General features: G+C 75.1%; 9 protein-coding genes. 3 read left to right on the top strand and 6 right to left on the bottom strand.

What is annotated here, in order from left to right; genetic code table 11:
• Positions 1–32 precede the first annotated feature (32 nt).
• Genes ACIRS1_RS32265 through ACIRS1_RS32250 form a run of 4 tightly spaced genes read right to left on the bottom strand, consistent with a single transcriptional unit; the run spans position 33 to position 3,801 of the window.
• On the bottom strand, positions 33–1,106 hold the full coding sequence (locus ACIRS1_RS32265; protein ID WP_402845682.1) for an amino acid ABC transporter permease: 1,074 nt from the start codon (positions 1,104–1,106) through the stop codon (positions 33–35).
• Positions 1,107–1,155: 49 nt separating this feature from the next.
• The gene (locus ACIRS1_RS32260) at positions 1,156–2,100 is read right to left on the bottom strand and encodes an ABC transporter substrate-binding protein (RefSeq protein WP_360204527.1); all 945 of its coding nucleotides are present in this window, start codon (positions 2,098–2,100) and stop codon (positions 1,156–1,158) included.
• Positions 2,101–2,110: 10 nt separating this feature from the next.
• Positions 2,111–2,632, bottom strand: a complete 522-nt coding sequence (locus ACIRS1_RS32255; protein WP_402845681.1) for a GNAT family N-acetyltransferase — start codon at positions 2,630–2,632, stop codon at positions 2,111–2,113.
• Positions 2,629–3,801: an LLM class flavin-dependent oxidoreductase gene (locus ACIRS1_RS32250; protein ID WP_360204521.1), complete on the bottom strand. Its 1,173-nt coding sequence runs from the start codon at positions 3,799–3,801 to the stop codon at positions 2,629–2,631. Before ACIRS1_RS32250 ends, ACIRS1_RS32255 begins: the two co-directional genes overlap by 4 nt.
• A gap of 695 nt (positions 3,802–4,496) precedes the next feature.
• Between ACIRS1_RS32250 and ACIRS1_RS32245 the strand changes: the two genes are divergently transcribed.
• Positions 4,497–5,480: an amino acid ABC transporter permease gene (locus ACIRS1_RS32245; protein ID WP_402845680.1), complete on the top strand. Its 984-nt coding sequence runs from the start codon at positions 4,497–4,499 to the stop codon at positions 5,478–5,480.
• A complete protein-coding gene (locus ACIRS1_RS32240) occupies positions 5,477–7,396 on the top strand; it encodes an FAD/NAD(P)-binding protein (RefSeq protein ID WP_360204515.1) in 1,920 nt (639 codons plus the stop codon). The genes ACIRS1_RS32245 and ACIRS1_RS32240 overlap by 4 nt, the downstream gene beginning before the upstream one ends.
• A 35-nt stretch (positions 7,397–7,431) precedes the next feature.
• Here ACIRS1_RS32240 and ACIRS1_RS32235 read toward each other — a convergent pair whose 3' ends face one another.
• Positions 7,432–9,375: a protein kinase gene (locus ACIRS1_RS32235; RefSeq protein WP_402845679.1), complete on the bottom strand. Its 1,944-nt coding sequence runs from the start codon at positions 9,373–9,375 to the stop codon at positions 7,432–7,434.
• A gap of 163 nt (positions 9,376–9,538) precedes the next feature.
• Here ACIRS1_RS32235 and ACIRS1_RS32230 point away from each other — a divergent pair, with 163 nt between their 5' ends.
• The gene (locus tag ACIRS1_RS32230) at positions 9,539–11,818 is read left to right on the top strand and encodes an FdhF/YdeP family oxidoreductase (protein WP_402845678.1); all 2,280 of its coding nucleotides are present in this window, start codon (positions 9,539–9,541) and stop codon (positions 11,816–11,818) included.
• A gap of 132 nt (positions 11,819–11,950) precedes the next feature.
• Here ACIRS1_RS32230 and ACIRS1_RS32225 read toward each other — a convergent pair whose 3' ends face one another.
• Positions 11,951–13,576, bottom strand: coding sequence for a C40 family peptidase (locus tag ACIRS1_RS32225; RefSeq protein ID WP_402845677.1), 1,626 nt, complete (start codon positions 13,574–13,576; stop codon positions 11,951–11,953).
• Between the last annotated feature and the right edge of the window lie 176 nt (positions 13,577–13,752).

Below are 13,752 nucleotides of genomic sequence, written 5' to 3'. Positions count from 1 at the left end.
CCGCGCGGCCGGGTCGGTCTTGGCGAGCGTGGTCACGGGCGTCCTCCGGTGGTGCGGGTGTCGGGCGTGCGGGCGGGCGCCGGGCGGGCCGGCAGGCTCCGGACGAAGGCCCGGGCGCGCTGGAGCGGGGTGGGCGGCCGGCTGCGCTGCGAGCCGCGGGAGAAGTAGCGCTCGACGTAGTACTGGCCGATCGACAGCACGGTGGTCAGCAGCACGTACCAGACGGTGGCGACCATCAGCAGCGGCACCACCCGGCCGGTCCGGCCGTAGACCACCTGCGCCTGGTAGAAGAGCTCGCCGATGGCCATCACGTAGACCACCGAGGTGCCCTTGAGCAGCGAGATCACCTCGTTGGCGGCAGCCGGCAGGATCCCGCGCATGGCCTGCGGCAGCACGATCCGCCAGGCCTGCCGCCAGCGCGGGATGCCCAGCGCGGCGGCGGCCTCCCGCTGCCCGGCGTCCACCGCGACGACGCCGCCGCGGATGATCTCGGCGGCGAAGGCGGCCTGGTGCAGGCCGAGGCCGAGAACGGCCGCGCCGAGCGCGCTCAGCACCCCGACCGTCTCGAAGTCGCCGAAGGTCGGGCCGAACGGGATGCCGAACCCGAACCGCTTGTACAGGTACGACAGGTTGAACCAGAACACCAGCTGGACGATCAGCGGGATCGAGCGGAACACCCAGACGTACGCCCAGGCGATCGACTGCAGGATCGGGCTGCGGGACAGCCGCATCGCGGCCACCACGGCACCCAGCAGGAAGCCCAGCACCGTCCCGTAGAAGGTCAGTTGGAGGGTGCGGCCGACCGCCTGGACGATCGTGTCGGCGGTGAAGTAGATCCGGAAGGTGGCCCAGTCCCAGCCGGGGTTGGTGGCCAGGCCGTGGGCGAACTGGGCCAGCACGACCAGGGCGGCGATCCCCAACGCCCAGCGCCAGGGGTGCCGGGCGGGGACGGTCCGCAGGCCGGCCAGTCCGTCCAGGTCGGGGGCCGGGGCCGGGGCTCCGGCTGTCGCGTCGGCGACGGCTTCTGCCGGGGCTGCCGGGGCTGCCGGGTCGGCATCGGGTCTGCCGCGGTGCGGGGGCGCGGGCGGCTCGGTGGTGACGGTCATCGGGGGCTCCTTCGACCGGCCCGGGGAGCGGGTCCGGCGGGCCGGCGGGTCACGGGTGTTCGGGCGGACTGATCAGGGACTCCTTGACGGCGGAGTCGGCGACCCCCCACTTGCGGAGGATGCGCTCGTACGTCCCGTCCTTGATCAGCTGGTTGACCGCCGCCTGGAAGGCCGGGGTGAGCTTCGAGCCCTTCCTGAACGCGAAGCCGACGTCCAGCCGGTGGAACTCGCCGAGGAAGCGCGTCCCGGAGGCCTCCTGCGCGGCCTGGTAGCGCAGGCCGTTGATGGTCGACATCAGCACGTCCACCCGGCCCTGCTGGAGGCTGGTGAGCACGGCGCCGCTGTCGCTGAACGCCTTCACCTCGTACGGTTTCCTCCCGGCCGCGGCGCAGACGTCCTTCCTGGCGTTCAGCGTGGTCTCGAAGGTGGTGCCGGCACCGGTGCCGACGGTCAGCCCGCAGAGCTGGACCAGGTCGGTGACCGGCTCGGTCCGGGTGTCGTCCCTGCGGACCGCGAAGCCCTGGCCGTCGTCGATGTAGGTGACGAAGTCGATGGTCCTCAACCGGGCCGTGGTGACGCCGAAGTTGCCGGTGCCCACGTCGAACTTGCCGCTGTCCAGGGCGGGCAGGATGGTCTCGAAGGCGGCCTCCTCGCGCTGCACGGTCAGTCCGAGCACCCTGGCCACCGCGTCGGTGAAGTCCACGTCGATCCCGGCCGGCTTCTTCGTCGCCTGGTCGGCGTAGAAGGCGGTGGGCGGCGCGCCGAAGGAGGCCCCGAACGTCAGGGTGCCCGCCGCGCGCACCTCCTCGGGCAGCAGCGCGGCGGCGGCGTCCGACTTCGGAACGCCGGAGACGACGTCCTGGGCGGCGGCCGTGACGGCTCCGCCCGCGCCCGCCGGGCCCGTGGTGCCCGGGTCCGAGCCGCACGCGGCCAGCGCCAGGACGGGCAGCAGGGCGGCGGCGGCCGACAGGCGGCGGGCGGTGGTGGTTCTCACGGGGGGCCTTTCAGGTGGTGGTCAGCACCGGCAGGTGCTGCTCGGACGGCACCGGCAGGTGCTTCTCGAAGGGGAGCGGGCCGATGGTCAGCGGATCGGCGGCGAGGTCGAACAGCGGGGTGTAGCCGGCTGCCAGGTAGAGGCCCCTGGCCTCGGGCTGGCGCGGGCCGGTGGTCAGGTGGATCCGGGCGTAGCCGGCGGCGGCGGCCGTCCGCTCCAGCTCGGCCAGCACCCGGCGGGCCAGGCCGCGGCGGCGGTGCGCGGAGTGCGTCCACATCCGCTTCAGCTCCGCGGTGCGCTCGTCGTACCACTTGTACGCACCGCCGGCGACCGGCTCGCCGTCCTCCAGCAGGAGGATCAGCACGCCGTGCGGCTCGGCGAAGGCGTCCCGCGGGTAGCGGGTCATCTCCTGGTGCGCCTCGGGGCCGTAGCGGCTGACGTACTCGTGGGTGAGTTCGCGCAGCAGCGGCTCGACCAGCGGGTCGTCGACGTCGACCCGGCGGAACTCCTGCACCGGGGCGGGGTCGCTCACGCCTGGACCGCGATCAGCTGGTGGCGGTCGCGCTCGGCCCGTTCGGCGGCCTCCGCGGCGGCCTTGGCGGCGTCCCGCCGGGCGACCTCCGCACGGACGAGGGGGATGACGTGGCGGCCGAAGTCGATCGCGTCGTCGAGCAGGTGGTAGCCGCGGGCGGACAGGATGTCGACGCCGAGGTCGTAGTAGTCGAGCAGGGCCTCGGCGACCGTCTCCGGGGTGCCGACGAGGGCGTTGGAGTTGCCGGCCCCGCCGGTGGCCGCGGCGGTCGGGGTCCACAGCGCCCGGTCGTAGCGCTCGCCGGCCTCGGCGATCTCGATCAGCCGCCGGGAGCCGGTGTTCTCGGGGGCCGCCGCCGGGGCGTCGCCGAGCGGGCGGCCGCGCCGCCGGGCCTCCCCGGTGGCCCGGCGGGCCTTGATCGCGTCCACCGTCCGGTGCGCCTTCTCCCAGGCCAGCTCCTCGGTCGGTGCGATGATCGGCCGGAACGCCACCTGGATCCGCGGCACGTCGGTGCGCCCGGCGGCCCGGGCCGCCTCCTTCACCCGCTCGATCTGCTCGGCGGTGCGGGCCAGCGGCTCGCCCCAGAGGCAGTAGACGTCCGCCTCGGCGCCGCCGGCCGCGTAGGCGGCGTCCGAGGAGCCGCCGAAGGAGACCCCGGGGCGCGGCTGCTGGACGGGGAAGACGTCCGACACGAAGTCGTGGAAGCGGTAGTGGGTGCCCTCGTGGTCGAAGGGCTCCCGGCTGGTCCACGCCTTCTTCACGATGCCGATGTACTCGCGGGTGCGCTCGTAGCGCTCGTCCTTGGACAGGAAGTCGCCCTCCCGCCGCTGCTCGTGGTCGTTGCCGCCGGTGATGAAGTGCACGGTCAGCCGGCCGTCGCTGATCTGGTCCAGGGTGGCGAAGGTCTTGGCGGCGAAGGTCGGGTAGGAGACGTTCGGCCGGTGCGCGAGCAGGATCTGCAGCCGGTCGAGGTGCGCGGCGAGGTAGGCGGCCGCGGCCGCGGGCTCCGGGGAGCCGGCCCCGTAGGCGAAGAGCACGCGGTCCCAGCCGTGGTCCTCGTGGGCGCGGGCCAGCCGCAGGGTGTAGTCGCGGTCGAAGGCGGCGGTGGTGCGGGCGGTGGTCTCCGAACCGTCGCCGGTGGCGGCGATGCCGAGGAACTCGACGGGCATGGCGGAACCTTTCGGGGTGGGTGGAACGCCCGGACCGCAGATGGGCGGCCGGGGCGGCCGGGCAGGCAGACGGGCAGGGCAGACGGGGCGGGCGGGCGGACGGACGGACGGCCGGCCGGCCGGGCAGACCGGAGCCGGCCCGGGCGCGGGGCGGCACGGGCGGCCGGGAGCACGGGTACGTGACGGTGGTGCGGGGAGGGGACTGCCGGAGCGCAGGGCGGGGTCAACGGCGGCGGCCGGCACCCGGGGCGCCCGGTCAGGGGCGGCGGTCCGGGCCCGCGACGGGGCGGACCGAGGGATGGTCCCCCGAAGGGATCAGGGCCGGGGACGTGCGGCCCGCTGCCGGGTCAGCCGTGACACGCCGCGGACCACACCCGACCGAAGTCGATGTGGTCGCGGGTGACCAGGGGCTGCTCGGCGTACATGGCCTCAAGTTGAGCAGTCGGCCGATCGGTCCGTCAACCATCCATCATTGCCGCTCTGTTGCGATCTCCTGTCGCCCTGCGACCGGTCCCGGCGGGCGGCCCGGCGGGCCCGTCCCACCCTTGACAGCCGTCGATCGCGCGTGCGTACGATCACCGCGGAGTGCAGTGCACAGCGCCGGCCGTGTTGAGGGACGCGGGCCGGTGCGACGGCCGTACGTGACCACACCCGTACCTCCCCGCCCGCCCGCACTCCCGCCAGGAGCCTCCGCCATGGCCACCCCGCCGGACGTCCTGCCCGCCCCCGACCGCACGGCCCCCGGCCGCCCCGCCACGCCACCGGACCCCGACCCCGGCCCCGACCCCGGGGCGCGGATCGTCGCCCGCCGCCGCCCCGGCCAATGGCTCGCCGCCGGCGTCGCCCTGCTGCTGGCCGCCATGGCCGTCAACTCGATCGCCCGCAACGAGGCCTTCCAGTGGGGCGTGGTCGCCGACTGGTTCACCGCACGGTCGGTGCTCGACGGCCTCACCCTGACCCTGTGGCTCACCGCCGTCACGCTCGCCCTCGGCTTCGTGCTCGGCACCGGCCTCGCGACCATGCGGCTGTCCGCCAACCCCGTCCTGCGCGCCCTCGGCTGGAGCTACGTCTGGGTCTTCCGCGCCACCCCGCCCCTGGTCCAGCTGCTGTTCTTCTTCAACATCGGCGCGCTGTACCCGACGCTCGGCCTCGGCATCCCCTTCGGCCCCGAGTTCGTCACCGTGCGGACGGTCAACCTGATCGGCCCCACGCTGACCGCCGTCATCGGTCTCACCCTGCTGGAGGGCGCGTACGCCGCCGAGGTGATCCGCGGCGGCATCCTCTCCGTCGACCGCGGCCAGCTGGAGGCGGCGGCCGCGCTCGGGCTCGGCCGGTGGCGGGTGCTGCGCCGGATCGTCATCCCGCAGGCGATGCGCTCCATCGTGCCGACCGCAGGGAACATGCTGATCAGCGCGCTCAAGGGGACGAGCATCGTCAGCGTGCTGGCCGTCTCGGACCTGCTCTACTCGGTGCAGCTGGTCTACCTCCAGTCGTACCGGGTCATCCCGATGCTGGTGGTCGCCACCCTCTGGTACCTGGTGATCACCACCCTGCTGTCCGTCGGCCAGTACTACGTCGAGCGGCACTACGCCAGGGGCGCCAGCCGGGAGGCCCTGCCGCCCACCCCGCTGCAGCGGGCCCGGGCCGCCCTGCGCCGGCTGCGCGAGGTGGCGGCATGACGGCGCTGGTGATCGTCGGAGCCGGCCCGCGCGGGACCGGCCTGCTGGAGCGGATCGCCGCCAACGCCGCCGAACTCCTGCCCCGGGAAAGGCCCCTGCACGTCCACCTGGTCGACCCGCACCCGCCCGGTGCGGGCCGGATCTGGCGCAGCGAGCAGTCCCCGCTGCTGCGGATGAACTCGATGGCCGAGGACGTCACCATGTTCACCGACGAGCGCTCGACCATCGACGGCCCGGTCCGCCCCGGCCCCTCGCTCGCCGAATGGGCGCCCCGGCAGGAGGAGTTCGCACCGTACCGGGAGGTCGCCGACCCCGCCGTACGGGACGAACTGGCCACCCTCGCGCCCACCGACTTCCCCACCCGGCGGGCCCAGAGCGCCTACCTGGACTGGGTGTTCCGCCGCGCGGTCGCCGACCTCCCGCCGCACGTCACGGTCACCGTCCACCGGGACACCGTCCAGGGCGTCGACGGCCCGGCGGACGGCCCGCAGACCGTCCGGCTCAGCGACCGCACGCTCACCGCCGACCACGTCGCCCTCACCCTCGGCCACCTCGACTCCGCCCCGCACCCCCGGTACGCCGCCGACGCCGCGTTCGCCGCCCGGCACGGCCGCTTCCACCTCCCGCCCGCCTACTCGGCCGACGCGGAGGCCCGGCTGGCGGGCGTCGCCCCGGGCGAGCACGTCGTGCTGCGCGGCCTCGGCCTCGCCTCCGTCGACCTGGTGGCCCTGCTCACCGAGGGGCGCGGCGGCCGCTTCGAGCCCGCGGGCGGCGGGCTGCGCTACCGCCCGTCCGGCCGCGAGCCGGTGCTCCACCTCGGCTCCCGGCGCGGCGTGCCCTACCACTCCAAGACCGGCTACCGGCTCCGGGGGCCGCGCGCCCCGCTCCCCCGGTACTTCGACGCGGCCGCCGTGGACGCCGTCCTCGCCACCGACGGCCCGCTCGAACTCCGGCGCGACTTCTGGCCGTCGATGGCCAAGGAGATCGCCTTCGGGCACTACCACGAGCTGTTCCACGCCCACCCCGAGCGCACCGCGCTGCCCTGGCCGGTCTTCCTGGAACGCCTCGACCGGCTCGACTGGTACTCCCCCGGCCTCGCCGCGCTGGTCGCCGAGGCCGTCCCCGACCCGGCCGACCGGATCGACTTCGAACGGCTCGACCACCCGCTGGCCGGTCTCGAACTCGGCTCCGCCGAGGAGCTCCAGCAGCACCTGCGCGACTACGTCACCGCCGACGCCGACCGCCGCGCCGATCCCGCGCACAGCGCCGACCTCGGCGCCTTCCTCGCCCTGCTCTCGCTGTTCGGCCAGCTCCCCCGGATCCTCGCGACCGGCCGGCTCACCGCCCGCTCGGTCGCCGAGGAGGTGGACGAGTGGTTCTTCGGCTACTTCAGCCACCTCGCCTCCGGCCCGCCCGGCTTCCGACTGCGCCAGCTGCTCGCCCTCTCCGAGGCCGGGGTGGTCCGCTTCCTCGGCGCGGGCGTGCGGGTCGTGCGGGACGAACCGACCGGCACCTGGCGGGCCTCCGGCGCCACCGTGCCCGGCCACACCGTCACGGCCACCGCGCTGATCGAGGCCTACCTGCCCAAGCACCAGCTGTCCCGCACCCTCGACCCGGTGCTGCGCGGGCTGCACCGCGCCGGCCGGATCGTGGAGGAGGTGGTCGCGGACGAGGAGTTCACCCACCGCTCGGGGCTCGTCACCATCGCCCCCGGCGACAGCGGACTGCTCGATCCGGCCCTGGGCGGCGCCCCGCACCCGCGGCGCACCGCGCTCGGCCCGCACACCAGCCTGCGGGCCGCCGCCGCCTTCGCCCGCCCGCGCACCGACTCCCCGGGGTTCCGGCAGAACGACGCCGCCGCCCGTGCGCTGCTGCGGGCGCTGGCCGCCCTGCCGGCGGCGGCGCTGGCGGCCTAGGTGTGTTGTCCGACGGGGCTCCGGGCGCCGCGGGGTCAGGGCCCGAAGATCTCCTCCACCAGGTCCTCGTCGGAGACATGGTCCGGAGCTTCGAAGACCAGGTCGGCGACGCCCTTCAGGCCGGTCCCGCGGTCCAGCGCGTCCATGCACGCGCGGGCCTGCCGGTCGTCGGCGAAGTCCCACAGCCGCAGCCGCCGCACCAGCACCAGCGCCTCCATCGGGCTGATCCGCGGCGTCCGGCCCCGGCGCGGGCCGGACCCCGGATGCCGCCCCGCCTGGGCGAGCCGCTGCTGGTAGCCGGCCAGGTCCTGCCAGGCCTGCAGGGTGCTGGGGTGGCGCTCGCCGAGCGCCTGGACGAGCTCCGGCAGCAGCCCGTGCAGCTGGAGGACGGCGCCCTGCAGGTCGCCCCGGTTGGCCCGGTGGAGCGCGAGGTCGTGCCGGGCCTTCAGGACCCGGGTGTCCTGCGGCCCCCAGGAGACGTGCAGGTCGGGCAGCAGCTCGGAGAGCAGCCGGATCGCGGTCACCGTCGCGCCGCTCTCGCCGACGCACCACGCCAGGTGGTAGCGGGCGCCGAGGGTGTCCGGGTCGGCCGGGCCGAGCGCGGAGCGCATGTCCTCCACCAGGGTCGACAGCAGCCGGATCGCGCCGTCCAGGTCGCCCGCCCGGCTGAGGTACCAGGTGAAGTCCCGCCAGGTGCAGAGGGTGTCGCGGTCGGCGGCGCCGAGGACGGCGACGCACTCCTGGGCGACCGCCTGGAGCTGGATCACCGACTCGCCGGCGGTCGCCGCCCGGAAGGCCGCCGAGCGCCGCTCGCGCAGGGCGGCCCGGACGGCGTCGGGCACGGCCGCGGCGACCACCGGCGGCGTGGTGAGCGGGGACAGCACCGGCGCCCCCGGCGCGGGCGGGGCCGGGACGACGGGCGGTGCATCGACGGGCGGTGCCACGACGGCGGGCGGCACGACGGGCGGCACGGGCGGGGCGGTCGCCGGCACGGGCGGGGGTGCGACGGGCGGCGCACTCGGCGCTCCGGCCGGCGGAGCACTCGGCGGCACGCTCGGCGGCGCACTCGGCGGCGCCGGGAGCTCGGCCGGGGCCGGCCGGTCCGGCACCGTGGGCACCACCGCCGGCCCGGCCGCCGCGCCGACGGGGCGCCCGGCCAGTTCGCGGAGCCGGCGCTCGACGGTCCGCGCGTCGGCCGGCCGGTCGGCCGGGTCCTTGGCCAGCAGCTCGGCGACCAGCCCGGCGACCTCCGCCGGCAGCCCGAACCGGACCGGGTCCAGCGCCGGCGGCGGCTCGTTGAGGTGCTGGTACATCAGCACCGGCGTCGAGTCCCCGCCGAACGGCCTTGCCCCGGTGAAGAGTTCGACCAGGACGCAGCCGAGGGCGTACAGGTCCGTCCGGCCGTCCACCCGCTGTCCGGTCCAGCGTTCGGGCGCCATGTAGGCGGGGCTGCCGACGATCGTCCCGGTGGTGGTCAGACCGCCCGCGCCGGTGTCCAGCTGGGCGATGCCGAAGTCCAGCACCTTGAGGTGCCCGGCGTCGGTGATCATGATGTTGTCGGGTTTGACGTCCCGGTGCACCATGCCCGCGTCGTGCGCCACCGCCAGCGCCTCGCAGAGCTGCCGCGCCCAGCGCAGGCTCTCCTCCGGGTCGGGCAGGCCGGCCCGCAGCACCTCGGTCAGGGTGCGGCCGGTCAGCAGTTCCATCACCAGGAAGGTCACCTGCTGGTCGCCGAGCGCGCTCTCGCCGAGGTCGTGCACCGTGACGATGTGCGGGTGCGAGAGGTTCCCGGCCGCGCAGGCCTCCCGGACGAACCGCAGCGCCGCCTTCGCCCGGTCGCCGCCGTGGTGCCCGATGACCTTGACCGCCACCGGCCGCCGCATCCGGTTGTCGAGCGCCCGCCACACCACGCCGAAGCCGCCCTGGCCGAGCTTCTCCACCAGCTCGTACCGGCCGTCGAGGACATCACCGACTCGCACGCGCCCCTCCCCCACCCTCCTGGACCCCCCGACTCTACCGACGCCGGCGGCCGCCCCTCCCCCCGGCTTCGACCAGGTGTAAGGATGGGCACCGGGCCCCCGCGACGGCGCGGCGGCCACGGCGGCACGGCCGTCGGACGAGCAGAGCCGAGGAGAAGCGGTCATGGCCAAGCAGGCCCCGCAGAGCGACCCGGCGCAGGACGCACCCGAAGTGTCCGCGCCCCAGCACGCCGCGGCCGGGTTGCCCGCGGTCGGCCACAGCCTGCGGATGGCGGCCGAGCAGATGGGCCCGCGCCGGACCCTGGCCACGCTGCGCAAGGTCAACCAGCCCGACGGCTTCGACTGCCCGGGCTGCGCCTGGCCGGAGCCGGGGAAGACGCACACCGCGGAGTTCTGCGAGAACGGCGCCAAGGCCGTCGCCGAGGAGGCCACCGAGCGGCGGATCCGGGCCGAGTTCTTCGCCGCCCACCCGGTCGCCGAGCTCGCCGGGCGCTCCGGCTACTGGCTGGGCCAGCAGGGCCGGCTCACCCAGCCGATGCTGCTCGACGAGGGCGCCACCCACTACACGCCGGTCTCCTGGGACGACGCCTTCGCGCTGATCGCCGAGGAGCTGCGCGCCCTGGACACCCCGGACGGCGCCGCCTTCTACACCTCGGGCCGGACGAGCAACGAGGCCGCGTTCGCCTACCAGCTGTTCGCCCGCCGGCTCGGCACCAACAACCTGCCGGACTGCTCCAACATGTGCCACGAGTCCTCCGGCTCGGCGCTCTCCGAGACCCTCGGCGTCGGCAAGGGCAGCGTCAGCCTCAAGGACCTCTACCAGGCCGACCTCATCATCGTGGCCGGCCAGAACCCGGGGACGAACCACCCCCGGATGCTGTCCGCGCTGGAGCGCGCCAAGCGGGCCGGCGCCACGATCGTGAGCGTCAACCCGCTGCCGGAGGCGGGCCTGGAGCGGTTCAAGAACCCGCAGAACGCCCGCGGCCTGGTCGGCCACGGCACCAAGCTGACCGACCTGTTCCTGCAGATCCGCCTCGGCGGGGACCTCGCGCTGTTCCGCGCGCTGAACCGGATCATCGTGGAGCAGGACGGCGTGGACCGCGACTTCGTCGCCGAGCACTGCCACGGCTACGAGGACTTCGAGGCGCAGGTCCGGGCGACGGAGCGCGCCGAGGTGCTCGCCGCGACGGGCCTGCCGTGGGAGCAGATCGAGGAGCTGGGCCGGCTGGTGCTGGCCTCGGAGAAGGTCATCGTCTGCTGGGCGATGGGCCTCACCCAGCACAAGCACGCCGTGCCCACCATCCGCGAGGTGGTCAACTTCCTGCTGCTGCGCGGCAACGTCGGCCGCCCGGGCGCCGGCGTCTGCCCGGTGCGCGGGCACAGCAACGTCCAGGGCGACCGGACGATGGGCATCTTCGAGCGGCCCTCGAAGGCCTTCCTCGACGCGCTGGAGAAAGAGTTCCGCTTCGCGCCGCCGCGCGAGCACGGCCTGGACTCGGTGGACACCATCCGCGCGATGCGCGACGGCAAGGTCAAGGTGTTCTTCGCGATGGGCGGCAACTTCGTCGCGGCGACCCCGGACACCGAGGTCACCGAGGCCGCGATGCGCCGCTGCCGGCTCACCGTGCACGTGTCCACCAAGCTCAACCGCTCGCACGTGGTGACCGGCGCCCGCGCGCTGATCCTGCCCACGCTGGGCCGCACCGACCGGGACGTCACCAGCGCCGGCGCCCAGTTCGTCAGCGTCGAGGACTCGATGGGCCAGGTGCACTCCTCGCGCGGCGGCCTGCGCCCGCCCGCGCCGGGCCTGCTCTCCGAGACGGCGATCGTCTGCCGGCTGGCCCGCGCCGTGCTGGGCCCGCAGGACAGCCTGCCGTGGGAGGACTTCGCGACGGACTACGACACGCTGCGGGCCCGGATCGCCCGGGTGGTGCCGGGCTTCGAGGACTTCAACGAGAAGGTGCGCCGCCCCGGCGGCTTCACCCTCCCGCACGGCCCGCGCGACTCCCGGAGCTTCCCCACCGCCACCGGCAAGGCCAACTTCACCGTCAACCCGCTCACCGCCCCCGAGGTCCCGCAGGGCCGGCTGCTGCTCCAGACGCTGCGCTCGCACGACCAGTACAACACCACGATCTACGGCCTGGACGACCGCTACCGCGGCATCAAGGGAGGCCGCCGGGTGGTCCTGGTGAACCCGGCCGACGCCGCCGAACTGGGGCTGACCGAGGGCGCGTTCGTGGACCTGGTGAGCGAGTGGAAGGACGGCGTCGAGCGCCGCGCCCCGCACTTCCGGGTCGTCCACTACCCCGTCGCGCGCGGCGGTGCGGCGGCCTACTACCCGGAGACCAACGTGCTCGTCCCGCTGGACTCCACGGCCGACATCAGCAACACCCCGACGTCCAAGGCCGTGGTCGTCCGCTTCGAGCCCGACAGCGGGGAGTAGCGGCGCAGGCCCCGGAACGGAACGGGACGGCCGCCCGGCGCACGCTGCGCCGGGCGGCCGTCCCGTTCCTCGAAGCGTCCCGTTCCCCGGACCGTCCCGCCGGTGGACCACCGTGCTCAGTGGCCGCCGAGCTCAGTGGCCGCCGAGCGGGAGCGTCGCGCTGGCGCTGCCCGGGGCCGGGGCGCTGGCCGAGCCGCTGGTGGTGGCGGTGCCGGTGGAGCTCGGGGCGCCGGTCCCGGTGCCGGTCGGCGTCCCGGTGGGCGTCGGCGTGCCCGTGCCGGTGGGCGTCGGGGTGCCGGTCGGCGTCGTGGTCGGTGTGCCGGTCGGGCTCTGGGTGGGCGTGGTGGTCGGCGTTCCGGTGGGCGTCTGGGTGGGCGTGGTGGTCCCGGTGCCGCTCGGCGTGCCCGGGTCGGTGGGCGTCCCCGTGCCCGACGGCGTGCCGGTGCCGGTGGGCGTGCCCGGGCCGGTGGACGGCGTGCCCGGGGTGGCGCCGGGCGGGGTGGCGGGCGTGCCGGAGGCCGGGGTCACCGGGGCCTGGTTGGCCGGGCTGGGCGCGATCGGGGTGACGGCGTCCCAGCCGGCGGGCAGGGCGGGCACCTTCCAGGCGCCGCCGGCCTCGTCCGCCGCGCCGGACGGGTCGGGCCGGACGGCCCCGAGGATCGGCATCGAGCCGATCGGCGACACCTTGATGACGGCGCCCGGCCGGGGCGCCTGGACGACCAGGCCGCCGCCGATGTACATCGCCACGTGGGTGGCGCCCTCGAAGTAGATGATCAGGTCGCCGGGGCGCAGCTGGTTCAGCGGGATGTGCGGGAGCTGGGCCCACTGCTCCTGGCTGGTGCGCGGGATCGGGCGGCCGGCGTGCAGCCAGGCCTGCGAGGTGAGGCCCGAGCAGTCGTAGGCCTCCGGGCCCGTCCCGCCCCACAGGTAGGGCTTGTTCAGCTGGGCGAGGGCGAAGGCGACGGCGGCGCGTCCCTCCAGCGAGGGGGTGCGCTCGCCCTGGCCGAGGGCGCCGGAGGCGAGGAAGGCGAGCTGGGCCTCGTCGGCCTTCTCCTTCTCCAGCTTCTCCAGTTCGGTGCGCTGGGCGCCGGTGAGCGAGGAGACCAGCTGCTCGACCGAGGCGAGGTCGGCGGCGACCTTGGCCTTGGCGGCGTCCTGCTCGGAGACGAGCGTCTGGGAGGTCTTGAGGGCCTCCTCGGTCTGCTGCTTCAGGCCGGTGAGGGCCTCGCGGTCGCTCTTCAGCCGGTCGAGGAACTCGGACTGGGAGCGGCTGGCGGCGGCGAGCAGCTCGGCGATGGTGACGGCCTCGTACGGGTCCTTGGACAGCAGCAGTTCGGCGTAGGCGGAGCTGGCGCCGTTGCGGTACTGGGCGGCGGCGAGCTGGGAGGCGATGTCGGTGCCGGCGTCGACCTGCTTCTGCTGGCGGTCGAGGCGGCCCTGGAGGTCGGTGAGCGCGGCCTGCTGTTCGGCGACCTTGGCCACGGCGCCGTTGTACTGCTCGGTGGCGGCCTCGGCGCTCTGGTAGAGCCCGTGCAGCTTGTCGAGCAGCGGGCCGAGGGTGGCCTTGGCGGCGGCCAGCGGGTCCTCGCCGGGGCTGGCCGCGATGACCGGCGCGCCCGGGTCGGGGGCGGCGTACGCGGCCTGCGCGGCGAACGGGAGCGCGAGCGCGGCCGCGGCCAGGGCCGCTCCGCAGCGCAGTGCCGCCCGCACCCAGGGCCGTACGCCCGCCGACTCCGTGCGCTGTGCAGCCCCGCCCATGGGTTCGTCCTCCCCGCCCCGCCCGTGCCCCGGGTTCCCCGGATCCCGCCGATCCTCCCACGGGTTACTCGCCGGAAACAGGGCGCACCCGGACTGGGAGGTTAATTCTCGATTGATGTGTGAGACAGGTCTCAGCAAACCGGAGCGAACCGGGGCGTTCTTCGCCGATGCCCAGC

It is taken from the genome of Kitasatospora sp. NPDC101176 (assembly GCF_044768035.1).
In the GTDB taxonomy this organism is placed as follows: domain Bacteria; phylum Actinomycetota; class Actinomycetes; order Streptomycetales; family Streptomycetaceae; genus Kitasatospora.
This window is presented reverse-complemented; position numbering and strand designations above follow the sequence as displayed.